Source organism: Streptococcus oralis subsp. tigurinus (assembly GCF_002093545.1).
GTDB classification, from domain to species: domain Bacteria; phylum Bacillota; class Bacilli; order Lactobacillales; family Streptococcaceae; genus Streptococcus; species Streptococcus oralis_C.
This window is the reverse complement of record NZ_LNVF01000003.1, coordinates 51,475-77,712: the sequence shown is the minus strand read 5'-3', so window position 1 is coordinate 77,712 and position 26,238 is coordinate 51,475. Positions and strand designations below refer to the sequence as shown.

27 protein-coding genes are annotated in these 26,238 nt (G+C 38.3%); 24 read left to right on the top strand and 3 right to left on the bottom strand.

Annotated features, from left to right (window positions below; translation table 11 throughout):
- Window positions 1–6 precede the first annotated feature (6 nt).
- From ATE34_RS05800 to rpsD, 10 genes are all read left to right on the top strand, one after another.
- On the top strand, window positions 7–1,353 hold the full coding sequence (locus tag ATE34_RS05800; protein ID WP_084911296.1) for a hypothetical protein: 1,347 nt from the start codon (window positions 7–9) through the stop codon (window positions 1,351–1,353).
- Between the two features lie 12 nt (window positions 1,354–1,365).
- Window positions 1,366–6,372, top strand: a complete 5,007-nt coding sequence (locus tag ATE34_RS05795; RefSeq protein ID WP_084911295.1) for a PBECR4 domain-containing protein — start codon at window positions 1,366–1,368, stop codon at window positions 6,370–6,372.
- Between the two features lie 48 nt (window positions 6,373–6,420).
- Window positions 6,421–6,729, top strand: coding sequence for a hypothetical protein (locus tag ATE34_RS05790; RefSeq protein WP_084911294.1), 309 nt, complete (start codon window positions 6,421–6,423; stop codon window positions 6,727–6,729).
- A gap of 247 nt (window positions 6,730–6,976) precedes the next feature.
- On the top strand, window positions 6,977–7,318 hold the full coding sequence (locus ATE34_RS05785) for a plasmid mobilization protein (protein ID WP_394335038.1): 342 nt from the start codon (window positions 6,977–6,979) through the stop codon (window positions 7,316–7,318).
- Window positions 7,309–8,985: a helical hairpin domain-containing protein gene (locus ATE34_RS05780; RefSeq protein WP_084911292.1), complete on the top strand. Its 1,677-nt coding sequence runs from the start codon at window positions 7,309–7,311 to the stop codon at window positions 8,983–8,985. The genes ATE34_RS05785 and ATE34_RS05780 overlap by 10 nt, the downstream gene beginning before the upstream one ends.
- 90 nt (window positions 8,986–9,075) lie before the next feature.
- Window positions 9,076–9,222, top strand: coding sequence for a hypothetical protein (locus tag ATE34_RS05775; protein ID WP_061587149.1), 147 nt, complete (start codon window positions 9,076–9,078; stop codon window positions 9,220–9,222).
- Entirely contained in the window at window positions 9,219–10,025 is an 807-nt protein-coding gene (locus ATE34_RS05770) for a ParA family protein (RefSeq protein ID WP_084911291.1), read from the top strand. The genes ATE34_RS05775 and ATE34_RS05770 overlap by 4 nt, the downstream gene beginning before the upstream one ends.
- Before the next feature lie 52 nt (window positions 10,026–10,077).
- A complete protein-coding gene (locus ATE34_RS05765; protein WP_084911290.1) occupies window positions 10,078–10,305 on the top strand; it encodes a hypothetical protein in 228 nt (75 codons plus the stop codon).
- 153 nt (window positions 10,306–10,458) lie between these two features.
- Window positions 10,459–11,826 carry an ISLre2 family transposase gene (locus tag ATE34_RS05760; protein ID WP_084873490.1) on the top strand — a complete coding sequence of 456 codons (1,368 nt, stop codon included), beginning with the start codon at window positions 10,459–10,461 and terminating at the stop codon, window positions 11,824–11,826.
- A 455-nt stretch (window positions 11,827–12,281) separates the two neighbouring features.
- Window positions 12,282–12,893 carry a 30S ribosomal protein S4 gene (gene rpsD / locus ATE34_RS05755; RefSeq protein ID WP_000092756.1) on the top strand — a complete coding sequence of 204 codons (612 nt, stop codon included), beginning with the start codon at window positions 12,282–12,284 and terminating at the stop codon, window positions 12,891–12,893.
- An 88-nt stretch (window positions 12,894–12,981) separates the two neighbouring features.
- Here the strand turns inward: rpsD and ATE34_RS05750 are convergent, their stop codons facing one another.
- The 3 genes from ATE34_RS05750 to ATE34_RS05740 all read right to left on the bottom strand — a co-directional run bounded on the left by ATE34_RS05750 (window position 12,982) and on the right by ATE34_RS05740 (window position 15,904).
- Window positions 12,982–14,148, bottom strand: coding sequence for a tyrosine-type recombinase/integrase (locus ATE34_RS05750; protein WP_061599142.1), 1,167 nt, complete (start codon window positions 14,146–14,148; stop codon window positions 12,982–12,984).
- A gap of 176 nt (window positions 14,149–14,324) precedes the next feature.
- On the bottom strand, window positions 14,325–15,176 hold the full coding sequence (gene dinD / locus ATE34_RS05745; RefSeq protein WP_180382676.1) for a DNA damage-inducible protein D: 852 nt from the start codon (window positions 15,174–15,176) through the stop codon (window positions 14,325–14,327).
- 149 nt (window positions 15,177–15,325) lie between these two features.
- Window positions 15,326–15,904 carry a helix-turn-helix domain-containing protein gene (locus ATE34_RS05740; protein WP_061599145.1) on the bottom strand — a complete coding sequence of 193 codons (579 nt, stop codon included), beginning with the start codon at window positions 15,902–15,904 and terminating at the stop codon, window positions 15,326–15,328.
- Between the two features lie 163 nt (window positions 15,905–16,067).
- On the opposite strand from ATE34_RS05740, the gene ATE34_RS05735 reads away from it, so the two are divergent.
- The 14 genes from ATE34_RS05735 (at window position 16,068) to ATE34_RS05670 (ending at window position 26,118) form a co-directional block, all read left to right on the top strand.
- Window positions 16,068–16,265 carry a helix-turn-helix domain-containing protein gene (locus ATE34_RS05735; protein ID WP_061599147.1) on the top strand — a complete coding sequence of 66 codons (198 nt, stop codon included), beginning with the start codon at window positions 16,068–16,070 and terminating at the stop codon, window positions 16,263–16,265.
- Window positions 16,266–16,279: 14 nt separating this feature from the next.
- Window positions 16,280–16,906 carry a Rha family transcriptional regulator gene (locus ATE34_RS05730; RefSeq protein ID WP_061599149.1) on the top strand — a complete coding sequence of 209 codons (627 nt, stop codon included), beginning with the start codon at window positions 16,280–16,282 and terminating at the stop codon, window positions 16,904–16,906.
- 309 nt (window positions 16,907–17,215) lie between these two features.
- Complete coding sequence (locus ATE34_RS05725; protein ID WP_061599151.1) at window positions 17,216–17,509, top strand: hypothetical protein; 294 nt, start codon at window positions 17,216–17,218, stop codon at window positions 17,507–17,509.
- A 98-nt stretch (window positions 17,510–17,607) separates the two neighbouring features.
- On the top strand, window positions 17,608–17,823 hold the full coding sequence (locus ATE34_RS05720) for a hypothetical protein (RefSeq protein ID WP_061599152.1): 216 nt from the start codon (window positions 17,608–17,610) through the stop codon (window positions 17,821–17,823).
- Window positions 17,820–18,161, top strand: coding sequence for a DNA-binding protein (locus ATE34_RS05715; protein ID WP_084911289.1), 342 nt, complete (start codon window positions 17,820–17,822; stop codon window positions 18,159–18,161). Before ATE34_RS05720 ends, ATE34_RS05715 begins: the two co-directional genes overlap by 4 nt.
- A complete protein-coding gene (locus ATE34_RS11225) occupies window positions 18,154–18,429 on the top strand; it encodes a hypothetical protein (protein WP_061599203.1) in 276 nt (91 codons plus the stop codon). The genes ATE34_RS05715 and ATE34_RS11225 overlap by 8 nt, the downstream gene beginning before the upstream one ends.
- Entirely contained in the window at window positions 18,422–18,568 is a 147-nt protein-coding gene (locus tag ATE34_RS11075) for a hypothetical protein (protein ID WP_180382675.1), read from the top strand. Before ATE34_RS11225 ends, ATE34_RS11075 begins: the two co-directional genes overlap by 8 nt.
- Before the next feature lies 1 nt (window position 18,569).
- Window positions 18,570–19,430 carry a primase alpha helix C-terminal domain-containing protein gene (locus ATE34_RS05705; protein ID WP_061599156.1) on the top strand — a complete coding sequence of 287 codons (861 nt, stop codon included), beginning with the start codon at window positions 18,570–18,572 and terminating at the stop codon, window positions 19,428–19,430.
- A gap of 19 nt (window positions 19,431–19,449) precedes the next feature.
- Complete coding sequence (locus ATE34_RS05700; RefSeq protein ID WP_061599158.1) at window positions 19,450–20,952, top strand: DNA primase family protein; 1,503 nt, start codon at window positions 19,450–19,452, stop codon at window positions 20,950–20,952.
- A 365-nt stretch (window positions 20,953–21,317) separates the two neighbouring features.
- Window positions 21,318–21,842, top strand: a complete 525-nt coding sequence (locus ATE34_RS05695; RefSeq protein ID WP_061599160.1) for a hypothetical protein — start codon at window positions 21,318–21,320, stop codon at window positions 21,840–21,842.
- 80 nt (window positions 21,843–21,922) lie between these two features.
- Entirely contained in the window at window positions 21,923–22,441 is a 519-nt protein-coding gene (locus ATE34_RS05690; protein WP_081103149.1) for a hypothetical protein, read from the top strand.
- 1,108 nt (window positions 22,442–23,549) lie between these two features.
- A complete protein-coding gene (locus ATE34_RS05680) occupies window positions 23,550–23,960 on the top strand; it encodes a DUF1492 domain-containing protein (RefSeq protein WP_061599162.1) in 411 nt (136 codons plus the stop codon).
- A 1,597-nt stretch (window positions 23,961–25,557) separates the two neighbouring features.
- Window positions 25,558–25,839, top strand: coding sequence for a hypothetical protein (locus ATE34_RS05675; protein WP_000877754.1), 282 nt, complete (start codon window positions 25,558–25,560; stop codon window positions 25,837–25,839).
- Window positions 25,840–25,890: 51 nt separating this feature from the next.
- Window positions 25,891–26,118 (top strand): hypothetical protein, encoded by a 228-nt coding sequence (locus tag ATE34_RS05670; protein WP_009729503.1) that lies wholly within the window; start codon window positions 25,891–25,893, stop codon window positions 26,116–26,118.
- The last annotated feature ends 120 nt before the right edge of the window (window positions 26,119–26,238 follow it).

The window sequence follows — 26,238 nt, the reverse complement described above, 5'->3', positions numbered from 1 at the left end:
TAAAGAATGAATACATTACCACAAAAACAATTTAAACGAATGAAGCGTGAAGTTGAGGAAGAGACTGCTCGAGGGATTGGTTATTTTGAGGGGATTTTAGAACATATTCCTTCTTACCCCCTATCTGAAGCCGTAAAAGAGTTGGCTTTATCTGGCTGGATTACTCCTCATACAGATGTCATCGATGTCCAAAATATGATTGTTACAGAATCTATAAAATGGATGAATTATCAAGATTTCAAAGAAGTTGCTCCCTACTTATTTTCCTACCCTCGAGAGCAACGAGAGAAAGATTTATTGGTTCGACCAGTGAAGATTTCCAGAGAGTATTTTGAGGAATTAAAGGCTAATGCAGAAGAATTATTTCATTTGAAGCAAGACTTGCTTCAGGTTAATAATCAATTAGATGCTAAGATTCAGGAATTGGAGATGGATCAGCTACCCAATGGTGATCAGGTCATTGGAGTTGATCTGGAAGCTGAGGAGGTATTGTTACTACGAACTTCAGAAAATGCTCAAGTTGAGGAGTGGGAGGTTCGTAAAGATGGCTTGATTACTGATTATCGTTCCAATCTTTCAGAATCAGCTCAAATTGTAGAGGCTTTGCTTGAAATGAAGAATTCAGAGATTGATACTATTCTCTACGAGGAAGTAATCAACTATTCCAAGAGAACTTGGCCAGATTCGGAGCCAATACAACTTCCAGAAAGTATCAAGGAAATGTTTAATCAAGAAGCTAAGCTCGATCCATCATATTATCAAATAGCCCAGTTTGAAACATTAAGACAAGCCTATATCTACGGGATGATTTCACCTAGCTTTCAGGAACATTTCCCTCATTATTCAGATTTCGTTAGGAACTATGTCGAAGATAGGGAACAATATGAATTTTTCGACTATCGTACAGAAGCAGTCTCTCTAGCTCAGGAAATCTTAGTTCCCCGTTTAGACGATATTAATCGGATTTTAAGCACTAACAACCAGGAGCTAATTGTTCAAGAAGTCACTGGGTATTCTCAGGGTGAAAGCTGGGAACTGGCCTATTTGCGAGATACAAAGACGGAAGATAGAGAATCAGTTCGGCTTTATCTTGAAAGTGAGATTGGAGCTTGGTATAAGGGAAGTTTGACAGAGTTGGCTGTTATCCGCTTTGATGATATTGATCTAGAGAAAGGGTTTAATGGCCATCAGGAAGCAGTCTATCATATCGATGAGAACTTGTTAATTCATGATAAGCTAAAACAAGCCCAACTCCATTTTCCTGATTTAAAACGTTTTGTAGAAGCAGAAGAGCTTGAAAAAGAGCGAACACAAGATGTATTAGAAAAAGAAGTGCCAGAATTTTCATTGTAGAGGAGGCAAGAGATGGCATTAACTAAAGAAGCAGCTAAAAATATATCTATCCTTTCTGTTGCGGAACAACTGGGAATGAGGCTAAAGCGCACGGGAGCCTATAGTTATAAGTGGACAGAGCATGATTCGTTTGTAATCGATGTAAAGAAGAATGACTTTCATTGGAATTCTCGATCAGAATTTGGGGATGTGATTCAACTAGTTCAAACTATCCAGGGTGTTACTTACAAGGAAGCGATGCACTTCTTGGAAACAGGAGAATTTAAGAAAGTGGATTTGGCGGTTCAGATAGCCCCAAAAGAGCCCTTTTACTATAACCTGGAAAAATATGAGCATCAGGATTTCAAGGCTTCTAGAAGCTACCTGAAGACTCAGAGAGGTCTTTCAGATGACACGATTAATTTCTTTTTGAGTCAGGGGAGTATGGCGGAGGCAACCCGAAAAAAAGGAGACTATTTTGAGCCTGTGATTGTCTTTAAATATAAAGACAACACGGGCTTTTTAGCTGGCGCTAGTCTCCAGGGAATAGTAGAGAATCGAGTGTATTATCCAGAACGTGGTCGCTTAAAACAAATTATGAGAAATTCAGATGGACAACTGGGATTTTCGGTGGATATTGGGAAGCCTAAGCGTTTGGTCTTTGCGGAAGCCCCAATTGATTTAATGAGCTACTATGAGCTTCATAAGGATAGGCTTCAGGATGTCCGCTTAGTAGCTATGGATGGTGTCAAACAGGGCATCATTAGCCGACGTTTTATGGAATTGTATGCAGAGATGAACGGTAAATCCTATCAAATAGATCAGAATACTGGAAAAGCTCTAGAAACTGTCGTCAACACAACGGATTATTTCAAAGATGGTCGGCATCAAGATGTGATTACGTTGGCTGTAGATAATGATGCTGCAGGACAGAATTTTATCACTCTATTGCAGGAGAAGGGGATTCCAGTTCAGATTGCGATTCCGCCTATCGTTCAGCTCAATCAGGAAAAGGAAGATTGGAATGATTTCCTGAAGAGGGAGAATGAAGTTCCTAAGGATTTGGCGCACGTTTACATAGCAGATGAAAAGTCCTGGCATTACCAGGGCTATTTTTCAAAAGAAATAGCTCTCGCAAAAGCGCAAGAGCTAACTACAGATGATGTAAAAGCCTTTGTCTCAGCTAGGCAGCTGACGAAGGAAGAAGTCTATCAGGAATATACAAGGATTGTCAATCAAGAGAAAGAAAGGAAACATACTATGTCGGAAGTACATGAAGCAGGGACTGAGTATGAAGCAGAAAAGCCAGATAACAGTCGCTTGGCGCAAGCTAAACGAAAGCTAGAGAGACTTAAAGGGGAAGCTGATGAGGCGATTAATGCAGCCTATTCTCATCAGTCCCTAACGAATGGCCAGCCTATGAATGATAAACGAGGTGGAGGCCGTTTTATGCAGAAGCAAGAACAAATTGAAAATCGTGTCTTCTCTAAATTGGATGAAATCAAGGAACAAGAAGAGCGAATTGAAAGGCTCCAGGAAATAGAAGACCGAAAAGCAGCGGGTCTCAACCGGCAGGGGAATGGTCTGGAGATGAGTGTCCAAAATATTCCCCGTATTCGGGAAGAAATTGAGAAGGCAGAACGTGGGGAATCGAGTTATAGGCCTGAAACTATCAAGCGTTACAAAAAGGAATTAGAACGCCTAGAAGCCATTCAAGATAAAGTTGATGGACTGGTTATTCAACCAGAGACACAAGCTTTAATTGATTCTGGAGAGGTCAAGCAGTGGGCTAAGCAGCCAAATATCTACTTCGTAAAAGGGCTACGTCGAGTTGCTTTGGAATTGACCGAGGAAGGGAGATTAGAACTATCTCCTAAATATCGGCCTAATACGGATGAAGAAAAAGAGATAGTAAACAAGTTGCTGTCCAATCAGGAGAAACGTACGAATGAGACTCAAAAATCATCCTTGACTCCAGATAAAAGCAATCTATCTCCAGAAGATGCGGAATGGCTGAAGCAGAACTGGAATAATATCAGCTTTTCAGTAGAGCCTAAAAAACAGATGGTTATTGATTCAGATAAAACAGTGACCTTTGAAAAGCCCTCCAATCCTCTTGGAGATCCTAGTAGAGCGCTGGAAGAAAATCAGAGCACAGAAAAAGCTCTTGGGAAGTCTCAAGAGCTAGATGTGCATTCAGAGTATCAAAAAAATGAGAGGACCAATGGTAGTCAGGGGTTTTTACAGCCCAAGGCTGAAGGCAGTCCCACACCCGTACCAGAAGTTGGTACCTTTGAACGCTCTGTTACCAGTCGTCCTACGTTATCCTCTCATTTGTTATATTTTACCATAAATGAAGAGTTTCAGTCAAGTAACGATGGCCACTATCATTCTATTTCCTCGCATGAATTAGCTAAATTGAATCGTCCAATTCGTAGTCAAACTATTCAGAATGCAGCGCAGTATTATTTGGCTGAATTGGCTAACTCTAAGATTTATTATGTCACTCCTGATAAGACTGTACAAGTAAATTTTGAAGAAAAACACTTCATGCACTTGACGGGGATCAAGCCACTTGCACCAGGGCAGACACCTGAAAAAACTTTACGTGATTTTGCAGAGGGAAACGGACACTTTGATAATATTCTTTTGGCTAACAATGATGCAGCTTTTGACAAAATCAACGTCCTGTCAGATCTTTCAGTAGCAACAGAAAGTACGTCTTTCTATTTTGATGATTTAACTAATCTTAGACGATATAATGGGCGCTTTGACAGTCTTATAAAGTCTGATGATAAAGATATTATTTTACTGTTTAAAGAGCTGGAAGAAGAAAATTATATTCCAGTATCAGTATTTCAATCCAGAGCAAGACTGGTCAAAGAACTGGAGACGGCAGATAAAACTCCTATTCTTGCTGTATTCCGTGAACGTAATGGCCACATTGAACAGCTATCGATCAATGAGGACTATATTAAGGATGGGGGCAAAGAATTGCAATCCATTATGAAAAATGGCTTGTTTGAGGAAATCCAGCCTGATGCAACTAAAGAAATTGAACAAACAACTCCAGAGAATACACTGAATAACCCCCTACTTGATCCGGCTACGTTTACTCAAGTCTTAGATACTGTCTATAATTTAGGTGTGCCAGGTGATATCTCAAAAACTCCAGAGGGATTTCATCAAGCCTGGAATCAGTATCTTGACTATGCGAAGCAGCATAATGATAAATTTGATCAGATTGTTGCTGCAGCTGGAGAAGATCATCTTTTAGATACAAATTCAGATTTTTATAAAGAATGGAAACAAGATTATATCTATAAGGAGAACTACCATGTACGACTTCAATGGGCTGAAGAGCGCCCAGATGGGCCTAAATTGCCATTTAAAGAAACAGAGCTGATATCTTATCAAGATTTTGCTAAGGAACTATATAAGGCCAATCAGAGCTTCTATCAGCTACATCAGGAAGGGATACAACAAGTAACTGGTGGTCACCCAGAAGCCTACATCTCTCCAACTAAGATCCAGTTTAGTATCTACGCTCCTGATGGTGAACTGATCCAGGATGGCATCCGTTACGATATTGGGGACGAGATTAACCCAATCGCTCACAAAGAAAGACTTGGAACACGAGAAATGCGAGAGCATCCAGAGTTGATGAAGATAGATGGGGCACTATTCAATCAGTATCATCTGGAGAGATTGGCGAGTGAACAAACCATCGAAAACATTCGGGATGAATTTGAAAAAGCACAAGTCAAGAATTCGCAGAATACACCAGATAATCCATACGAAAAAATTTATCAGTATAACCGAAAAGATGAGAGGGATCGTGATTTGGATGGTGATGGTATTTCTAATTCTGATGAGATGTTGCAAGGAACAGATCCATACAATGCTGCTTCTAACCTTCATAAAAAGCAGGAAGATCGAGAAAGAAGGACAGATGCCGAAGTAGCTGCAGGTGCTATTATTATCGAAGAAGTTGCTACTAAAAATTCGGAGCAAACCATTTCCCAGTTGGTCGCAAATAAAGATACAAAAGCTTTAGCTGAACACTTGAAAGAGGGAATGAAGAACTATTTGGATTCAGAACAGTTTAAATCTTTCTTGGATACGATGAGTAAGTTTCATAACTACTCCCTCAACAATATTCATTTGCTGAAGATGCAGAATCCTAATGTCTCCCATGTTGCAAGTTTTAATAAATGGAAAACGGATTTTGAAAGAACAGTCAAAAAGGGTTCTAAGGCTCTGAAAATTTGGGTTCCGTATCAAGTGAAAACTAAAATTTCTGCTAATCAAAATGAGTTGAGTTTTTCTTCGTCTGAGAATGGAATGGAAGAGAAGGAAGTCACTGTGACTCGATTCAAGTTAGGGAATGTCTTTGATGTTTCTCAAACAGAAGGAAAAGAATTGCCAAAAGCAATTAATGAATTAACTGGTTCTGTCAAAGATTATGAAGATTTATATCGAGCAGCCAAAGCAGTTTCGATGGATAATCAAGTCTCTATCAGTTTTGAAGAAATTAAAAGAGAGAGAGCAAATGGTTATTACTCTCCAGATGAAAATAGAATTGTCATTTCAAAAGGATTAAAGGGTCAAGAACAGATTCTAAAAACAATTTTTCATGAAATGGCTCACTCAGATTTACACAGAGGAACTAATGCCCAATATGGGGACGACCAATATCGTAAGCAAGAATTACAAGCTGAAAGTGTAGCCTATGTCGTAGCTAATCATTTTGGTTTTGATACGAGTAGTTACAGTTTTGGATATTTGGCTATTTGGGCGAAAGATAAAAATGGTTTTGAAGATATGGTGGAACAACTGCAGATTGTTCAGAAGGAAGCAAAAAGTTTGATTGATCGAATGGATGCTAAGTTAGAACTGGTGAAAAATAAAAGCGTAACGAAAGATAAGTTTGCTGATAAACTCCAACAGGCAAAAGAAAAATCTGAGCAATTGGGTAATCAAAAGGCGGAGGCTGTAAAGCAGGTGGAAGAAAAAAAGTTCCTGAGCAGCCCTCACTAATGGAGGCACTAACCCGTCGGAAGAAAAACAAAAAAGGAGAAACAGAAGATGATTGAAAATCTAAGACAAGAAACTTTTGATATTTTAATGGAGATATTTTTTGAGAATGAGGCTACAGATTCGCCAAAGGTGAATGAAGTCAATCAGCATATTTCTCGTAAAGAATGCCTCTACATTCTTCGTAGAGATATGCGAATCAAAACAAACTATGAGTTAGAAGAGGTAGAAATGTATCCCATTGCACTTAAAGAAATTGAAGGAATGAGTGATGAAAGATTTGAGCAACTAAAAGACGAAATTTTAAAAATGGAGCTGGTTGATACAATGGAGCTTCTACTGGAAGACTTAAAAGTTTAGTCAAACTTTTCCCTCGTGATAGAACAACATTCCTGCTTGCAGGGATTAGGGGATTGGGGATTTCCCCAAAAATTTAAAAAGTCAAGAATGGTCAGGGATGACACCCTGATCATATTTGACCTTTTTAAAAACAGCATTTGGGTACCCAAGTGCTAATCTTGCCAGAAGAAAAGGGGCTGAGCCCCTCAATCAAGAAATAGCAGAACAGAGGTGATGATTTTTGAAAAATGGAGAAAAACGAAAACGAATGATTCAGAAAAAAATTCGTTTGACGGAAGAAGAGGCACGGTTTATTTCAACTAAAGTTGCAGAATCTGGAATGACAAATTTTAATGCCTTTGCCCGAATTATGTTGATTATGGGCGAGGTCAAAATCTTAAATTTTGAAGAATTGAGAGAACTGCGTAAAGAAATAAATCGGATAGGGGTCAATATTAATCAGGTTGCAAAAAAGGTAAACGAAGATGATCAAGCTAGCCTCAATGAATTGAGTCAGATTCTTGAACTGCAAAAACATCTGAAAGATACCGTCAATCAATTTATCCAAAAACAGGAAAATCAAACAAAGGAACAAGAGCGATGGTTGTAACAAAAGTGTTGCAGATAAAAGGAGTGGCTTCTTTAGGACGATCTACAAAATATATTGAGGATGAAGCAAAGACGGTCGAGTTGACTGATACAAAAAGTTTAAATAATGCTTTACGCTATATCGAGAATCCAACTAAAACGAGTTTTTTAGAACAAGACGAACAGCTGGAATTTCCAGCAGTGGTTAAAGATGGCCGAGTAGTCAAGCAACTTGTATCTACTTATGGAATTACAGATGCCAGCACAGCGACAGAAGAATTTCTTTTGACCAAAAAGAATGCAGCTCAGCGAGCAGGGACAAAAGAACTATCTGATATTCAAAATCCGAATCGGGTTTTGGCTCACCACATCATCCAATCATTTTCTCCTGAAGATGACTTGACTCCACAAGAAATTCATGAAATTGGTCGAAAAACAATTTTAGAGTTAACTGGTGGACAACATGAATTTGTCATAGCGACTCACATGGATAAGGGGCACATTCACAATCACATCATTTTCAATTCCACTAATTCTGTTACATTAAAAAAGTTTCGTTGGCAGAAAAATACTGCTAGAAGCTTATTCAATATTTCAAACAAGTATTCTGACTTGGCTGGAGCTAAAATTCTCAAAGAGAGATTATGGACTAATCGAAAAACCTATCATGCTTATCGACAAAAGAACTCTTTTCGTTATGAAATCAAATCACGCATAGATTTTCTTTTGAAACACTCAACCTCTTTAGAGGATTTTAAGATCAAGGCACGAGCTTTAAATCTAATAGTTGATACTTCAGGGAAGGAAATAAAATATCGTTTAACTGACCAGGATCAAACAAGAAATGTTAGGGATCGCACGTTATCAAAAAAAGGAAATTATTCTTTAGAGAAAATTTATGAGAGAGTGGTTGGTAACGAGGTGACCTTCTCTGTCGATGTAATTAAATCTGAATATGAAAAAATGGTTGCGGAACGAGAAGATGATTTTGAAATGAGAATCACAGTTGAAGAATGGCAGGTGATGGAAGAAACAAAAAATGGGATCTATCTTGAAATGGAATTTGGGATTAGAAATAAGGGAACCATTCTTATTCCAGCTCATCAGATTGAAAAAGCAGAAGATGGCTCTTATGAAATTTTTATCAGAAAAAATGATTTCTACTATTTTGTTAATCCTGAACACGCTGATAAGAATCGGTACATGAAGGGAGAAACAGTCGCTTCTCAGTTGTCGTATGATAACGGAGAAATGATTGTCCGGAAAAATCCGAAAATCTCCAGTTTGGATCAGCTTGTTCGTGAATATAATTATCTATCTGCTCATGGAGTGACAGAAGGACAGCAATTTGATGAATTGTTAAATCGTTTTGAAGAGGAACTGGAAGAAGTAGATAACTTGCTTGATAAACTAGATCAACGTTTGGGTGAGCTTAATAAAATTCAGTCTGCATTTCTTGCATTGGAATCAAGCGATCCTCAGGAAGTGAAACTAGCTGTTTCTATTCTGAAAGACTTGAGAGTAGATCCTAGCACTCGTAAAGCTGAGATTGATAAACTTGTTAAAGAGGCGACCTTTGAGCGCCAGGCTTTGTATCAACGAGTAGAAGCAATTACAAAAGATTATAAGCTACATCAAGACATTGAGAAAAATGTGGAGCAGCGTAAGGATAGAGAAACTTCATTGTAAAAAAATAATTATAAATATAATTATAAACATATTGACAAATATAATTATAATGGTATAATAGAAGTATAGAAAATAATAAGGAGATAGTAGATGGCAGAAAAATCTCATTGCAAAATTTGCGGTTGCACTTGGAACAATGCTTGCTATACTTCTGACAAAGGAGCTTGTTGGTGGATAGATGAAGAAGAAACAATGTGTAGCCATTGCTATTACGGATGGAATGGAGAAATAGAATGAAAATTATTACTTTTGCGGCTATTAAAGGCGGTGTTGGAAAAACTACTTTAACTTTTAATTATGGGGAATGGTTGGCTAAGAAAGGTCATAAGGTTCTCTTTATAGACTTAGACCATCAGTGTAATTTGACTCAGTGTTACAATATCTATGAGAGCAAGAATACAATTGCTAATGCTTTTAAAGGTGGCGATGTGGATATTAAGCAAGTTAAGGGAAATATCAGTCTAATTCCAGGTTCGGTGCAACTTGACACGGTGGAACGAGATCTGGAGAACAGTGATAAGAAAAATATGCTACTTTATCTTTGGCTAGAGGATAACTACGAAAAAAAGAAATTAGATCAGTTTGACTATATCTTGATTGATTGTAGGCCAGACTTTGCGACAGCTACTAAAAATGCTGTTGCGGTCAGTCACGCTATTATTAGTCCCTTGACTCCTTCAGAGTTTGGTTATAATGCCAAATTCAATCTATCAACTCGGTTAGAAGCATTCAGAAAGGATGTGATTGACTATCGTACAAGAGAATCATACATTACTGCTGAGTTATATTTCTTAGCAAATATGATCCGACCAAACTATGGATCATCAAGAGAATTACTGGAAGCCCTGGGACTTGAAGCTAAAGAAAAGGGAACAGACAATCTTCTAGGAATTGTACCAGCAAAAGAGCTATTCAATCATTCCACGATTGATAAAATCTCTATTGCAGATATGGAGGACAATCCTGAGCTTTATCAAAAACATAAAAAGTTTTTCACTGAGCTGGAGCAGACTTTTTCCAAAATTTATGATACAATATAATTATATTTATAAACACAAATACAATTATAAATATAATTAGAAGGAGATTGTCATGGCATTCACACCAAAAGAAAAAGAGATTTCGCAGATTATCGAAGCAACCCATCAACCTGAGCAGATTTCAGATGTAGCCAGCTTTGAAAGTTTTGAACGTAAGAAACAATTTCAGTTTACTTTGAAACCAAGCAATCGGAAAAAATTGGATAAAATTGCTAAAGCAGCTGGTGCAAAGTCTGCATCAGATTACCTTGATAAACTGATTGAAAACCTATCACTATAAATATAAATATAAATATAATTGTAATTATAATTTTAATCAAAAAACCTTTCCTTATAGGGAAGGTTTTTATCTTTGCTGACAAAAAACATTTGAACTCTTGAACTAAAATCTTTATACTTTTTTATTATGATTTTAGTTGGGAGTGTTTTTAATTTGGATACAAAAATTATTGATGAAAGAGAATTTGTAGAGAAATTTAAAGAGAAAAATCTACAAGGATTTCATAAATTTGTAAGTGACTATGACAACTATATTGCTCCCACAATGAGAGCTAGAGGCTACAAATTTGTAAACTATGCTGAGAGAACCGTTACTTTTACGTTTGGCCAGGTAACTTTTTCAAGAAGGCGCTGGTATAAGAATGGGAAATGTAGGATTCCAGTAGATGAGAAGTTAGGTTTGGAGAAACGTATTGCCTATTCCAAAGAACTGCTGTATCAAATCACTAAACTAGCTACAATGTTACCGTATCGGAAAGTAGTGGAAGTTATTGAACTGATGTACCAGGTTTATATTACTAAAGACACGGTGTTAAAAGCGATTAAACTAGCAAGTCAATTGTTAAATGAAAAAGAAAATTATCGTTTCTATAGCGATGAAGTACCTGTCAAAAAAATTGAGGCTCCTGTTATTTATCTTGAAGGGGACGGTGTCTGGATAAAGGTCAGTGGACGTGAAAAAGAACAACAGAATAAAGAATTATCTCATTTTGTCATCCATACTGGAACGGAGGAGTACGGAAAGAGGAAAATTTTAAAAAATAAGGTGGAAATTGTGTCATCCAATAATCGAATAGCAAGGAAAAAAGTAGTAGATTATATTTATAATCACTTTAAAATTACATCAGATACTCTACTTGTGACAAATTCAGATATGGGTCATGGATATACTCCACATTTATTTAAAGAGATATCAAATGATCTAGGAATTAAGCATCATCAACATTTTTGGGATAGATACCATCTAAACAAAGAAATAAAAAAGTTGGTCAAGCCGTATTCAGAAGAGCTACTAGATCAATTTATGAAAGCTATAGATAGCCATTGCAAGCAGAAATTGAAAACAGCTATTGATACTCTAGAATCATTAGTCCTGCTTAATCGGAACGAAAAAAAGATTGATACCTTTACGGTTTTTAAGAATAGAATTCTTGGAAATTTTAAATATACGCAGCCACCTGAACAGAGGAATCTAGATACAGCAAGTTTAGGAATCATGGAAAGTCAGCATCGCAAAATAAGTTATCGGATGAAAAATAGAGGGATGTATTGGTCATTAAACCATGCCGATGCGATGTCCCATCTTATTTTGCTGTCTTACAATCAAGAACTCCGAGATTTATTTTTTGGTAATTGGAGAAATGAATATGAAAAATACCACTCAGAAGGAATGAGCAGTGCAAAAGTACGAAAAAAGATTAATCAAGCTCCAAGGAGTTTAGGAACGATTGTAAATGCTTCTTGGAAGGGGCGAAAGCAGAGAGATAAACAACGTTTTGTAGGGAAAAAAATAAATAGATAGTATGCTTCAAAACGGTTTAAACTCTTGACTTACAGGAAGAAATAGTGTATAATAATCTTATCAATAAAAAAGAGGCACGCAGCAACGTACCTCTCATAAAGATAAACAATTGGTGCTTGTTTATCAGTAAGATTAATACTATCAGAAATTTTAGTAGATGTCAAGGCTGAGCAAGTAAAATTGTTTAGCCTTGTTTTTATATTTCCGTTTTTGATGTATTTTTTTACTACCTCAAAAGAATAGACACAAACAAAGGCGTAAAATCTCTTTACAAATCTAGCTTTTCATGGTACAATAGCCTTTGTGTGAAATAGCAGCAGGAAAGCATGAAGCTCGTCAACAGGCGTCTTATAACAAGTAACCTTGGCTGTTTAGGCGAAGGGCATCTGCACGAATCAGGGCTTTCTAAGTGACTATTTCCACCGAAATATTATTTATATCAGGAGGACATACACATGTCACGTTATACAGGACCATCTTGGAAACAAGCTCGTCGCCTTGGCCTTTCACTTACAGGTACAGGTAAAGAATTGGCACGTCGTAACTACGTACCAGGACAACACGGACCAAACAACCGTTCTAAATTGTCAGAATACGGTTTGCAATTGGCTGAAAAACAAAAACTTCGTTTCACTTACGGTGTAGGTGAAAAACAATTCCGTAACTTGTTCGTACAAGCTACAAAAATCAAAGGCGGAATCCTAGGTTTCAACTTCATGCTTCTTTTGGAACGTCGTTTGGATAACGTTGTTTACCGTCTTGGTCTTGCGACTACTCGTCGTCAAGCTCGTCAATTCGTAAACCACGGTCACATCCTTGTTGACGGGAAACGCGTTGATATCCCATCATACCGCGTAACTCCAGGTCAAGTGATCTCAGTTCGTGAAAAATCATTGAAAGTTCCAGCAATCCTTGAAGCAGTAGAAGCTACTCTTGGACGTCCAGCATTCGTATCATTCGACGCTGAAAAATTGGAAGGTTCATTGACTCGCTTGCCAGAACGCGACGAAATCAACCCAGAAATCAACGAAGCACTTGTCGTTGAATTCTACAACAAAATGCTTTAATTTTAAGAAATATCTTACAGAAAGCCTACAACAGTGGGCTTTTTGCTTTGTCTTAAAATGTTGATTTCTGGGTTTGCTTAGATATTTGCTAGATTGATTTCATAGCCGTTTCAAAGAATGAGACGGCTTTTTTGGCGTTCTCTTTTGAGAGGTGGCTATATATATCCATGGTCATACTGATTTGTGAATGACCTAGGCGGTGCTGAAGCTCCTTGTAAGGTATGCCAGAGTTAAGCAGTAAACTAGCGTGAGTATGACGGAAACCGTGAAAGCCAATGTTAGGAACGCCAGCACGTTTGAAGTGGGTTCTTAACCTGGTTTGTAAGGTTCGATTATTGGGGTACTCATGTATGAAGTCAGAAAAGACCACAGTTTCAGAGCGCCCGAGTTGCCAAGCCTCTTGTATTTGCCTACGTTTATATTGCTTGAGCATAGCGACTGTTTGGCGGTCTATATCTATATCCCGATAGCTAGACTTTGATTTTGGGCTATTGATCTCTTGCTTATAGTTTAGAGTCTTTGTGACATGGACAAGGGCACCGTCTAAGTTGATATCAGACCAGGATAGGGCTAGAGCCTCATTGATACGGCAACCAGTGGCCAGTAGGAACTTGTAAAGTGTAACCTCGTAAAAATGGCGGTACTTGCTACTGTCTAAACTATCGAGATAGCCAAGAAACTTTTTAAGCTCCTGATTGTCAAAATGTTTGATCTTGTGGCGGTTTGCTGTTTGATTGTTTCGAGGTAGCAAGACCTCACGGGCTGGATTGAATGGGATAGCTTGCATAACTACGCCATACTGCAATATACGCTTGTTTAGCGCGTGGATTTTGTCATAATGCAGATAAGCCCTAGGTTCGCCTTTATTGGTCTTTTCTGCTAGTTTATTGACAATAGACTGAATGAGTGGAGTTGTCAGCTTATCGAGCTTGTAGGAGCCAAAGAGAGGCAAAACATGACCTTCTAGGAGCCTTCTAGTAGCGTCCTGACTATTTGGCTTTACTGTGTGCTTGTGGTTATCCCACCATAGCCTAGCTAGTTCCTCGTAGGTGGATATAGTGGAGGCTTGAAACCTGGTCGATCCGTTTACCTTAAAGTCTATAATTACGTCTTGGGCTTTTTGCTTGACCTCTTTTTTAGTGCGTCCCGTGACTTTCGTTGTGACTTGTTTACCTGTAACCTGGTCAATGCCCAGATAGACACTAGAGCGGTAGACTATTGACCCGTCTTTTTTGCTATGTTGCGTTATTTTCATGATGATAAACCTTTCTAAAATACATCAGCAGGCAAGCTATTATTAAAAAGGTTTTAGATTGTGGTTTATATCATGCTAGGGCTTCACAGTTTGCCCCACATTCGATTTTAAAGAGTCAGACGGCAAATTATACCAGAGTAGGAAATAAGGCGGATATGGGGTTTGTGTGGGCGTTTTTACATATCATCAAAGAGTGAAAGTTGGTTATTATCAGCTTGTTTTTCAAGTTCTTTCTGTTTATTTTTCAACTCTTGTATACTTTCACGAGGAGTAGGGAGATTCTCCGGCATGGTTGTTCCAAGTTCTTTCATGGTATTTCTAATGGTTCGGCCTACGTTGAAATGGGTATCATTTGCGAGATCTTCTCCTTTTATGTTTCTACGTCGTAGAACTTCGTCGGTCTGAGTGGCACGGAATAAATTAGCAGCTAATTCAGCACTCCCCATAAAATCCAGAATATGCTCCCCTTCGTTTAGTTCTTTGAGGTTATGAATATCCTGCATAGTTAGCCCACCATATAACCCCTTGTATCCTGAGTTGTGAAATCGGCCAAAGTTTTTAACACCGGCATTGCCAGCAGACTCAGATAATGATTTATTGTGATGTTTTATTTCGTCACGGATAGCAATGCGTTTCTGATCTTCAGTAAGTTGATTAAAATCATCGTTTAGTTCTTGCTGACGGGTTTTAATAGCAAAATATGATTGCCCTAGTGCAATGACCTCTTTTCTAGGATCGCCATTTTGGACAATCAAATAGCAGGCATAGCGAGAGAGTTTAATATCTACAATTTCTCGCGTTCCAAAATTAAGTTGTACAGTTTTGTTGACGTCAACAAAATTGGCAACCACGCGCTTTCCGGAGTTTTCACAGGCTATTTTTGCTTTGTCTATAACTTGGTTAAAGTTACGCCACTCCATATATTCTAAAATGGTTTGTAGTTCTCTAGCGTACCAAAATTCTACTCCATTTTCGTCTATGTGTTTGATATTTTCAAAAGTTAATTCATCGTACTGTTGGAGTTCCATAATAAAGTATCCTTTCTAAAATATTGTAAGTAGTTGACTTTTGTTGACATCAACAAAATTAGTAGATATGGGGCTTATATTGGGTTGAAGCTTGAACGAAGCTTGAGAAATCACGCGCTTCATGATTGTTGGACATTGTGGCGCGTGGGTTAGAAAGTAGGAGACAAAAGAGTACCTAAATGAATTGTTTCCTCCAAGGAGCTAGGTTCGATATCAAAAGTGCTTTGAATATACTCACGAACAATTTCTGCGAAATCATTTTGAAACTGTATTGGCCAGTTGAATATCGTGTCACTAACTCCATCATTATCTTTGGAAATTTTAAATTGTATATTTGAGCACTTGAAAAAGTTTTGAGTGTTGACAAAACAACTTCCTTGATATTCAATGGTCAACTTTTTTCCTAAATGAAAAATGTTGATTATTAAAAAAACAGGTTCCTCCCAACCTTCAAAAGCAAATTGCATTTCTTCTGCTAACTCAGATAAGGAGTCGTAATTATCAAATCCCGCTTTCATAGAAATTTCGAACGGAATATAATCGAAAAAATCAGCAGGAGATACCATTAGGTAGTTACATAACTTGTCAACGGTCGAGATATTTATTTTATCGGTTTTATTGTTTGAAATCTTTGATATTGTTGAGCGTGCAATCCCTGTATCATTGAATAATTGTGTGGCGGTTATTCCTCTATCTATCATTAATTTAGCAAGATTATTTCTAAGCATATTTCTTTCCTCCTTGAAAATATTTTAGCTTATACGCTAATTTTTTTCAAGTTTTTTTATTATTTTACTTGACACGATAAAAATATAGTGTATAATAAGAGACATAATTTTAGCGCTAACGCTTCAATTTTTCCAAAAAGAAACAAAAAGGAGGGCTAAAGACATGCGAAATAATTTTCGAGTTCTTTTGGCAAAGCAACGCAAAAAAGTTTCAGACGTCTACAACGCTACAGGTATTTCAAAAAGCACACTCACAGCTTTATATTACGAGCGTACCAAAAATCCTGAAGCAGAAACTTTGCTGAAAATTGCTGATTATCTGGGCGTAACCTTAGATGAGCTACTGACACCAGAGGAATAGAAAGGAGCAAACCAATGGAATTAGTCTACATGGACGGTAAGAAAGAGCCGTATACACTGAGCAGTATTGTGGCAGAATGTGCAGAAGTCAAGCACAGACATTTGAAGATTTTGCTAAATAAACACCGAGAGGACTTCGAGAGTTTCGGAAAGGTGCAATTTAAAATTTCACCTTCAGAGAGTGGGCAAAATGTTCGAGACTATATTTTGAACGAGCAACAAGCAACTTTGCTGATCACTTACTTACGAAATACAGAACCCGTGAAAGAGTTTAAGAAGACCCTAGTCAAAGCATTCTTTGAAATGCGTGAGGAACTTTCTAAGTTTCGTATGCAGAGGGCGCTAGAAAAGCCAAAAAGAAAAACCTTGCATGACAGTATAGAGAATTGGGAGCATGCCCCAAAGCACGCGCATAGCACCATGAATAACCTGCTACTAAAAGCAGTAACTGACATGAATGCTAAGCAGTTAAGGGAGGAACGTGGGGGCTATAATGGCATTGATAGCTTGACCAGTGACGAGCTGGAGCAATACCAGGCATTTGAAGACATGGTAATAGCCATGATTGGCTTGAATATGAGTTATCAGGAAATCAAAGCTATGGTATTCAGAAATAAAAAAACACGCCTAGAAAGCGCGTGAGAGCAACAAAAAAGGCTTACCGAGACCAATCAGCAAAGCCTTTCGCACTAACACTAAAACGAATTTAACAACGCAGGCAAGCTATTATTAAAGAGGTTTTAGTAAGATTTATACCTAGATTATAGCATATCTAGGGCATTTTGACCATACGGAGAGCGCCAACTCTTTAAACTGGACACCACTTCCAAGCGTTCGCCAACTTGGGGCAATCGCCCAGCGTTTGAAGTGGTGAAAAAATCCTGTATAGTAAACAACCATTAAAAAGCCCATCAAGGCAATTACACAAACACAGAAACAGAGGTAAAAAACATGACAACAAAAAAATCAACATCAAGCCAACAAGTTCTATTATCGGCTAAGAAACTAGCAGAATTAGGGAACGAATTAACCGACATCATGAACGTTTTAGAAATGAATAACCTAGCTCTTGAAGGGCTTGAGTTTGCACTACAGAAAGATACAACCACATTCTTATGGCTTGCTAAAAAATACACTGATACAGCATACGCCCAGAATGAAAAGTTATACGATCGTCTAAATGAGATAGCCTTTTTGCTTTTGAACAATGACGACGCTAAAGAGCTGGAGGCATACCATGACTAAAGATATTAAAGAAATGGCACAAGCCGAAGACGACTTGCTGAATATGGAACGACCTAAACAAGCGGAATTTATCAAGAACTATCAGGCGAGGGCATAACATGAATGAACTAGATTTGACTAACACACAGGCAATTATCTTTTCCGTGGTACTGATTGGCTTACTACTTTACCTAAACCACCGAGACCGCCAAAAAAGCGCCCAAATTGAGCGAGAAAACCAACAGACGATAGAAACACCTAGCGAGGATTTAAACCCCGATTATGGGCGTTATATTCAGCTTGCAGGGGTCAATGTATGGGGAGGAATTGAATGAGTCTAACAATGAATGACAAGCGAGTATTAAGACTAATCAAGGTCGGGGCTGAGAACTCCATAACAGGGGCAGAAATCAGCCTGATCACTAAGCTAGCAGAAAGAACCGTGCAAGATATTATAAGCCGTCTAATCACGCGCTACGGAGTTCCTATCGTTGGGGTACGTCACGGATCTTTTAGAGGCTACTTTATCCCAGCTAACAAAGAGGAACTACTGGACGGGGCAAAGTCATTCTATAACCAAGTACAAGAGGAACAGAAGCGCCTGACTGTCCTTTTAAATACCGATTTAGAGAGCTACAAGCAACTACTGAAGGGAGCTGATGAATATGTTTAGTCTCAGCAAAGAGAGCGAATATGAGCTAACTCATGGCGTTCTGGAGCTTGTGGAGAACTACCTGGAAGCGCGTGATACAGTCAAACCACGTTTGACGGGGTTAATCACGGCACAAGAAGCCATGGACGAGTTAGACATAAAGTATAAGACACTCCAAAAGTGGGAGGATGCTGGGCTAAGACGATACCAGCCCCCACTAGAAGATACTAGGAAGATCTATTATAGAGTTTCTGACTTGCTGAAGTTTTTGGGGGTGGAAAATGGCTAGATATAACACACACCCAGCACAAGGTGGAGGTCATTATCATGACATTAAATTGTATAAGCACCGTGGCAGATCTTTGGAACAGTTCCAAGAACAAAAGCTACTGAAGAAGTTAAAAAAGAAACGAAAAAAGGAGCGATAGTATGACAATTTACGAGGCTAAAGGCTTTCAGAGTAATCTTGCCTATCCATTTGATAGGATTGAGCCTTTCCAGTACATTGAACAATTTAAACCCCTGATAGTTCCTGAAGGTGCAAACATTGAAGGGTTTAAACGTACACAAGCGCCTTACTGTATCAGTGGTAAAGTGACACCAGAAAAGAATGGCAGTTACAAACGAAACAACTCCAGTCTAATCTATCGGGATTTGATTTTCCTTGATTATGACGATATACAGGGAACGTCTGAGGACTTCATAGAAGCCGTTTCTAGCGCCTTGTTTGGCTACTCCTATATTTTATACCCCACTATCAAACATAGTTTAGAAAAGCCCCGTTTTCGCCTTGTGGTGAAGCCTGACAACGTGATGAATGAGGTAACCTATAAGCAGGTAGTCAAAGAGATAGCGGACAAGATAGGGCTACCCTTTGACATGGCCAGTCTGACCTGGTCACAACTCCAAGGGCTACCAGTTACCACTGGAGAACCAGCAGACTATCAAAAAATCGTAGAGCATGGTCTAGATTATCCAGTCCCCAAGGTTGAACCAAGAGCGAAGCAAGGAACTACTGAGCTTTACAAGCCTAGAGCAAGTGGCCAGAGGTCAATGACTATGAGGATCATTGATACGCTTTTCAACGGTTTTGGAGACGAGGGAGGGCGTAACGTGGCACTAACACGCTTTGTAGGTTTACTCTTTAATAAGTGGGTTGATTGTGACTTAGAGACCGCCTACGAGCTGGCAAAGATAGCCAATAGCGTGACTGCTGAACCGTTACCAATCGAGGAACTAGACCGTACTTTCAGCAGCATAGCACGGGCAGAATACAGAAAGAGAGGGTAGAACCATAGAACTAGAAGAATTGGAAAACCTAAAAAGTGAAATCTTAGAGGTGAGAGAGCAAGAGCAACCCCCTAGGACGATGAAGGAGCTTGAAAATCGTATCTTTCAGGCTGGTGAAGAATGGCGGGCAGAACATACTGAAACAAAGGTAAACGAGTCCACAGGGGACGTTACTGAGAAGGTAGCCATACCACAAACCTTCACAGTCGCTAAAATTTTAAGCGATATTGTCACGTTTACTTTTATCAGTAAGAGCAACATAGCTGATTATAGCCTACTCTATATCTATGATTTAGACGAGGGTATCTATACCGCTAGTAATGATCTGTTTAACCTATTCTGTAAGACTTTTGACGTGAGAATTAAGCCCAGAGAGTGGCCACAGATTAAGTTAATGGTTAGGACATTGACCAAGATAAAGAAACCTTTAGAGAGTGCTAACCTTGTACCTGTAAAGAATGGCATTATTGACCTAAGAACTAAGGAGCTACTCCCTTTTAGCCCTGACTATGTGATTACAAGCAAGATCAGCACAGCCTACCACGCGCCTAAACGAGTCCCAACAGATCGAGAGGGCAAAACTTTTGACGATTGGCTAAACTCAATCGCTTGTAATGATAGTGAACTGGTGACACTGTTTTGGCAGATTATCCTAGAAGCTATCAATCCTAACCACACCCGCAATAAGTTTGCGATCTTCTACGGGGACGGTAACAATGGTAAAGGGACATTTCAGCGCTTCCTTATCAATCTGATAGGGGAAAGCAATATATCAGCCTTAAAACCTGCACAGTTTGCTGAAAAGCATAACCTTGAAACCTTGGTAGGCAAAGTTTGCAATATCGGAGATGAAGCCCCAAACGAATACTTAAAAAATCCGTCTGATTTAATGAGTATCACTAGTGGTGACACCGTGCTAGTCAATCCAAAAGGTCGGCCAGCTTTTGAAGCTACCTTTAAGCTATTCAATATCTTTTCAGGCAACTATATCCCCAATGGTGGCAACAAGACAAAGGGCTGGTATCGTAGAATTATGATCGTACCTTTCAATGCTGACTTTAACGGGGAAAAGGAAAAGCCTTGGATAAAAAATGAGTTTTTAGCAAACAAGGAAGTCCTAGAGTATGCCCTGTACAAAGCTATCAATCAAGAGCCTTTTACACACTTTATCGAACCTCAATCAGTCAAAGACCTGCTAGAAGAATACCAAGAGGATAATGACTACTTGCTTTCATGGGTTAAACATGAATACATGGAAAGAGGTTGGCATGAGCTGGACGTGGTACCCGTTTTTATACTGACCAGATCACTGAAGCATTATGCTGAAGATATGGGAATACCCAAGCCCAATGTTTACGGGGCAGGAAAAGATACTATCAGACACCTACAACAGTTAACACCTAATAAGTATCAGCTTAAAAAGGCCCGTGTTAGGATTGAAGATTTTGACAAACTAGATCCGTTGGAGTTTGAGAGACCTAAACTGGGTCGAGTAAATCATGCTATAACTAAAAAAGAATAATGTTGACCTTCTCATGATGCTCTAAACCGTTGATATGACTGGGTTTTCAAAAAATTTGTTGACCTTCTTGTTGACCTTGTTTTAAAGAAGGTCCAACATCCTAAACCCTTGATAGCACTAGTTTTATAGCCTTTATGTTGACCTTGTTACCTTCTTTTTAACTCTCTATATAGGGAAAAAATAGTATTTATATATATAAGGGTTATGACTTCAAAAGAAGGTCAACATGGTAACAAAGTTGTCTAAACCCTTGGGACTGTAAGACTGAACTACGTTACCTAGAAGGTCAACAAAACACCAAAGAAGGTCAACAAATTAACAAATATTACATAATTTACCTTAAAATAAGAAAGAGGAAAAACAACATGACATTAAAAACATTTTCAGATAAAGCAAAAACATTTACTTTCACTTACCAATTTAAAGACCTAGATACTGCTATGGTAGCAGGTCACGCGCTACTGGGATATATGACTGGAACATATTGCCAGCCTGTAATCTCATTGACCTACAAGGATAAAGGGACGCTTGTCGCTGAGTATGTGGAGGATAACAAACTAAACAAGACTTTCAAGCGTATTTGTGACAGCTTTAAAGACTACCACAAACAACCAGGAGAGGCTGAAGCATTCAAAGAATGTTACAAACGGGAGCGCGTGCTTCAACTCAAAGAGTCAGAGGATTTTGAGAGCTTGTTGAATAAGGTCACAGACTACGAGCTGGAACTATTGGACTATGCTGATCGCTTGCTTTCTGATAAGCCTATCCCTATGGACTCTATGACAGCTTTTGGTACGTTGGAAATGCTGGGCGATGAAAGTATTAGCCTACTCCAAAAATTGGACGTAGACGGCGAATATGAAGGCCTTGCTGGTTATTCCGGTCAATAAACACAGGAAGGGGAGCGATCCCCTTTTAGCATTTAGGCAATAGATTTGGGTTATTCTATATAGGGGGTATTTTTGAACGAATGGAAGTTATAAAATCAATAACCATAGAGACATTTATAAAGCCAATGAAAAACAAGAATATCAGTCATGGTATAGCTGAGTTGGACGGTAGAAAGCTAGAAATAGACTTAGATAACCTGCATATCACCTTTGAAAGTAATCATTTTGATTTAGCAAGTATACCAGGAACTAAGGGAGGTAATCGCTACTTCTTTCTTTGTCCTATTTGTGGTAATCGATGCAGAAAACTCTATAAGAGACTTTTGATATATGGTTGTGGATCATGCCAGAAAATACACAAGACAACACTGAACCGAAGTAAGACAGATTGTCAATACTATTGGGAGCTTGCGCTTAGGGAAGCTAGAAAGGTAGAACCAGGTTGGAGTCCTAGACGTGGCGGATATATGTTTGATAGTTTTCCTGAAAGACCAAAATACATGAAACAGAAACGATATTATAAGCACTATCAAAAGTTTGTTAACTACACCAGAAAAGGGGATAGCTTTTGGCTGAATGGTTTAGGATCACTCCGATAATTTGTAGTAGGGTGCAATTTACAAAACAAATAAATACTACATATTAGACGGTTTAAATGTTAAAAAAGCTAGATATATCAAGGATTTAAGTAAGTAGAGCGTTCCAAAAAAAGAGTGCGATAAAGGGAGCGCGTGTTTTGATAAAAAAATTATTCGTTTAGGAAAAGGAAACAGGAAATACTTAGGTTTTGGTAAGATAACGAGGTTTACCGAGGGTTAGAAAAGGTGAGATTTTGCTTAGGTAGTGGCAGTAAATATGCCTGACAAATGGCAGGGTTATGTGTGTTGAACTCCGAGCGAACTCCGAGAAAATAGCTTTTGAACAGAGAAGATTACATAGCTTGAAGCTCGAGCGAAGCCCGAGAAAGTGGGGTATATCCCCCTATCATTTATCAAGGAGATAAGAGCAATAAAGATCCTCCTTAACTCCCTGAGAAACGACAAGCAGATAAGCGAAGTTTTTAGCCCTCTTATTTCGGATCTACTCCTTGCAGAATGACAAGCAGATAAGAACGACAATAAGCCTTCTTAATTGCTTACAAAACGATAGGGAGTTAAGACGAATTTAAAAGCTCTTTATTTTCGTTTTTCTCCTTGTCAAACGGTAAGGAAATAAGACAGGAAATAACATCGCTTATTTTGATTTTGCTCCCTGAAAAACTGTAAGGAGATAAGGAGACTTATTAGCTTCCTTAATTTGGATTTTCTCCTTGCAGAATGACAGGGAAATAAGAACTAAAATAACTCCCCTTATTTTCCTACCAAATGATAAGGAGATAAGAGCAATTTAAAAGTCTGTTATTTTGGATTTGTTGCTTACCAAATGATAAGCAGATAAGCAAAGAAATAACTTGCCTTAATTGCTTGCAGAATGACAAGGAAATAAGAGAGATAAAAACATCCCTTAATTGCTTATCAAACCATAAGGAGATACGGGGGATATCTCCCTATCCACGCGCTTCTATGACCTTCACCCGTCATTGTACATTTTTTCTCACGGGAAATCATTTGAAGCTAGAGCGAACATAGAGAAAACGCAAAAAAGCCAAGGCGCTCCGCCTCAGCTATAATTAACACAATAAAATTATACCATACAGGAGGCCAAGGCATGACACCAGAGCAGGTAAAAGAAAAACTAGAGGGCGTTAAGTGGATCAATAAAGAAATAGAGGGCTTATATTTAGAGCTTGCAGCTTTAGAAAGTGGTATTATCAAAAAGCAAGAACTGAGCACTACCAGAGTACAAATAAGCAGGGTAAATACGGCCGAGAATAACCTTATAAGTGTTCTGAAGCTAAAAGAGGACACTTTACAGAGAATTGAGCGACTTACTGAAGAAAGAATGGAAATATCTAGGCTGATCGATAAGCTGGCCAATCCGTTTGAGCGTTCTGTTCTAAGGCTTTTTTACTTGAATGATCTCGACGCTTGGGAGGTTGCTGAGGAAATAGGGAAATCTAAATCTTCGATATATCGTGTAAGGCAGGAAGCTATAGAACACTTGGCAGAAGTGAGATGATCATATTTTCTTGGTAGTAGGTGATGAAATCATAGATATTTTCGAAAGAAAAAAAGAGAGCACACACCCCCCACAGCCGAAGCCTTTAATGTAGGAGGTAGTAACTCTCATTGCTTAGATTATAACCTAAAAAACTTTTAAATACAAGAACGTTGAGACTCTACTCTTGGAGATAATCTGAATATCAATAAATAGAAAACATGATATAATAAAAGCATGGAGGATAGAGGTTGAAAAGTATCCGCCTCCAACGCGCCACTTAGCTAGTGGGTCGAGAAATGCGGGCGACATTCGGCGGTCCCGCCTATCCTTCCTTATAGCCAAGCCCTTAGAAGCAAATCTGAGGGCTTTTGCGAGGTGCTAGAAGTTCCTACAATTATGTTTGAAGATGAAGGCAAAGAGTGACAGGTATAACATCATAAAGCACGCGCTTCATGGTATAATATACCTATCAGCAATTAGAAACTAAAGTATGGAAAAGTATGTACATATTTCGTCAGAAAACAAAAAAAGCACGTTTGACCGTGCTAGTTTCTTGCCTGCTGAACTCATCGATTGGTAGAGCTGAAAAAGCTCTTTTTGCTTAGTCTTTTGCTTAGATAGAAAGAAAACCTAAGAATACAGAATAAAACTAAATTCCCTGTAAACCCTTATGTATCAAGGGTTAGGAGTGCCTAAAGAAATCTATCCCTGTCTACTTTTTGCTATACAACAAAATGTTGTAATATTTTATTGAATCAGATAGGCTTTAGAGCCTTGATATTAAGCACTTTGGGGCGCTTTCCTAGAGTGCTTTTTTTGATTTTACTACCCTTTTAGTTACCCATAACTAATTTTAGGTATAGTAAGAGGGTAGCCCCAAAATGGGACACCCTTATTATTTATAGATTGCTGATGGCTGCCTCAAAAATTGAGACGGCTTTTTTGGCGTTCATTTTTGAGAGGTAAAAAGAAGCATGACTCTCCCACAGCAATAGAGCTTTTAGGCGGGAAAACCACACTTCTTTCTTAACTAAATTATACATTTTATTGATTTTAAAATCAAATAAAGGTGACCCACCGCCTCCACAGCAAGCTGCTTCATGGACGTTAGACCACCTTTACCTTAACTTAATTATAACTCAAAAAAATTTCTAGTACAAGTATAATCCAAGGTTAGCAATTATAAAAATAGAGGTGTCCCACCTCCTACCGCATAATAATCTGTTTCAAGGGGAGATGGAAAACCTCTATTCATTAAATAGATTATAATCGAAAAAACTAATTGACGCAAGTATACTTAAAGCCCACTATTTGATGATAGTCGGTTCCTTTGCACGCTATAGCATACGACATTTTACAAGGAAAATAAAGTAGTAAGCTAGTCTAATGGAGTATCTGTAGTACTTTAGCAAGCAAGGTGTGCTATAATGCTTTTATTAGGAGGAGTGCAATGAAACGGTAAGGGCAGCCTTTTCTTTACCACCTAATTATGTATCAGAGCAGAACGGCAGACTTGCAAGATACTATAACGGTATCCTCTACATCACTGAGGCTTATACAAATATTGTAGTAACTAGGATGAAACGTAAAAAAAACTGAGAGGATTTAAACCATTATGAAATACAGCCAACAAGTATTAGACATGCTAAAGCAAGCTGTCAATGGTCAGATTGATAATTTTTGGGATTTCTCCTTCAAGTTTAACGCCCTTTTCGGAGAAGATGAAGATTTTGCCGAAGCTTGGGACAATGAAAACCCTGAAATGTTTGACGCTCTCAATGACTTTGAGCTGATGATGTTCTTAGAGGAACATGATCCAAGTGATAAGCAAGGATTTATAAATTTCCTAAAGCCATACTATGAACAGGTAAAACAGTTAGTAAAACATAGCGCTTAGAACAATCTAGGCGCTTTCACCTGTCAAAACACTATGGGAAAGGATTTTTATATGGCGATATTAGATGATTTACAAGCGTTATACGACAACGGCTGGGATGCCTCTTTTGATTATAATGGTAAAGCTTGTGGGATTTTTATTAATTCTGCTCAAGATATTGTTGTGGTTATTGGAGATAAAGAATACCAGGTATCATCATTAAATGAACTGATTTCTTTAAAAATTGGCGATAATACTTTAATAAATATTATGGATGGAATTGAAGTGCAGTATTATTAAAATAAAAAGCACCTTTGATGAATGAACCGCATCCCAAAGATTAGATTTTATCTGTTAAACTTTTAAAACGCAGTTTAATATGCTACAATGCTCTTATTAGGAGGGTTTGGGTAATGAAAT

Bases quoted from the DNA above. Each gene is read 5' to 3' on its own strand.
- ATE34_RS11225 (WP_061599203.1), top strand. From the start codon at position 18,154: ATGTTTAGTCTCAGCAAAGAGAGCGAATATGAGCTAACTCATGGCGTT.
- rpsD (WP_000092756.1), top strand. From the start codon at position 12,282: ATGTCACGTTATACAGGACCATCTTGGAAACAAGCTCGTCGCCTTGGC.
- ATE34_RS05730 (WP_061599149.1), top strand. From the start codon at position 16,280: ATGGAATTAGTCTACATGGACGGTAAGAAAGAGCCGTATACACTGAGC.
- ATE34_RS05715 (WP_084911289.1), top strand. From the start codon at position 17,820: ATGAGTCTAACAATGAATGACAAGCGAGTATTAAGACTAATCAAGGTC.
- ATE34_RS05770 (WP_084911291.1), top strand. From the start codon at position 9,219: ATGAAAATTATTACTTTTGCGGCTATTAAAGGCGGTGTTGGAAAAACT.
- ATE34_RS05795 (WP_084911295.1), top strand. From the start codon at position 1,366: ATGGCATTAACTAAAGAAGCAGCTAAAAATATATCTATCCTTTCTGTT.
- ATE34_RS05740 (WP_061599145.1), bottom strand. From the start codon at position 15,904: ATGCTTAGAAATAATCTTGCTAAATTAATGATAGATAGAGGAATAACC.
- ATE34_RS05800 (WP_084911296.1), top strand. From the start codon at position 7: ATGAATACATTACCACAAAAACAATTTAAACGAATGAAGCGTGAAGTT.
- ATE34_RS05725 (WP_061599151.1), top strand. From the start codon at position 17,216: ATGACAACAAAAAAATCAACATCAAGCCAACAAGTTCTATTATCGGCT.
- ATE34_RS05765 (WP_084911290.1), top strand. From the start codon at position 10,078: ATGGCATTCACACCAAAAGAAAAAGAGATTTCGCAGATTATCGAAGCA.
- ATE34_RS05775 (WP_061587149.1), top strand. From the start codon at position 9,076: ATGGCAGAAAAATCTCATTGCAAAATTTGCGGTTGCACTTGGAACAAT.
- dinD (WP_180382676.1), bottom strand. From the start codon at position 15,176: ATGGAACTCCAACAGTACGATGAATTAACTTTTGAAAATATCAAACAC.
- ATE34_RS05675 (WP_000877754.1), top strand. From the start codon at position 25,558: ATGAAATACAGCCAACAAGTATTAGACATGCTAAAGCAAGCTGTCAAT.
- ATE34_RS05670 (WP_009729503.1), top strand. From the start codon at position 25,891: ATGGCGATATTAGATGATTTACAAGCGTTATACGACAACGGCTGGGAT.
- ATE34_RS05705 (WP_061599156.1), top strand. From the start codon at position 18,570: ATGACAATTTACGAGGCTAAAGGCTTTCAGAGTAATCTTGCCTATCCA.
- ATE34_RS05790 (WP_084911294.1), top strand. From the start codon at position 6,421: ATGATTGAAAATCTAAGACAAGAAACTTTTGATATTTTAATGGAGATA.
- ATE34_RS05695 (WP_061599160.1), top strand. From the start codon at position 21,318: ATGACATTAAAAACATTTTCAGATAAAGCAAAAACATTTACTTTCACT.
- ATE34_RS11075 (WP_180382675.1), top strand. From the start codon at position 18,422: ATGGCTAGATATAACACACACCCAGCACAAGGTGGAGGTCATTATCAT.
- ATE34_RS05735 (WP_061599147.1), top strand. From the start codon at position 16,068: ATGCGAAATAATTTTCGAGTTCTTTTGGCAAAGCAACGCAAAAAAGTT.
- ATE34_RS05780 (WP_084911292.1), top strand. From the start codon at position 7,309: ATGGTTGTAACAAAAGTGTTGCAGATAAAAGGAGTGGCTTCTTTAGGA.
- ATE34_RS05690 (WP_081103149.1), top strand. From the start codon at position 21,923: ATGGAAGTTATAAAATCAATAACCATAGAGACATTTATAAAGCCAATG.
- ATE34_RS05720 (WP_061599152.1), top strand. From the start codon at position 17,608: ATGAATGAACTAGATTTGACTAACACACAGGCAATTATCTTTTCCGTG.
- ATE34_RS05785 (WP_394335038.1), top strand. From the start codon at position 6,977: ATGATTCAGAAAAAAATTCGTTTGACGGAAGAAGAGGCACGGTTTATT.
- ATE34_RS05750 (WP_061599142.1), bottom strand. From the start codon at position 14,148: ATGAAAATAACGCAACATAGCAAAAAAGACGGGTCAATAGTCTACCGC.
- ATE34_RS05680 (WP_061599162.1), top strand. From the start codon at position 23,550: ATGACACCAGAGCAGGTAAAAGAAAAACTAGAGGGCGTTAAGTGGATC.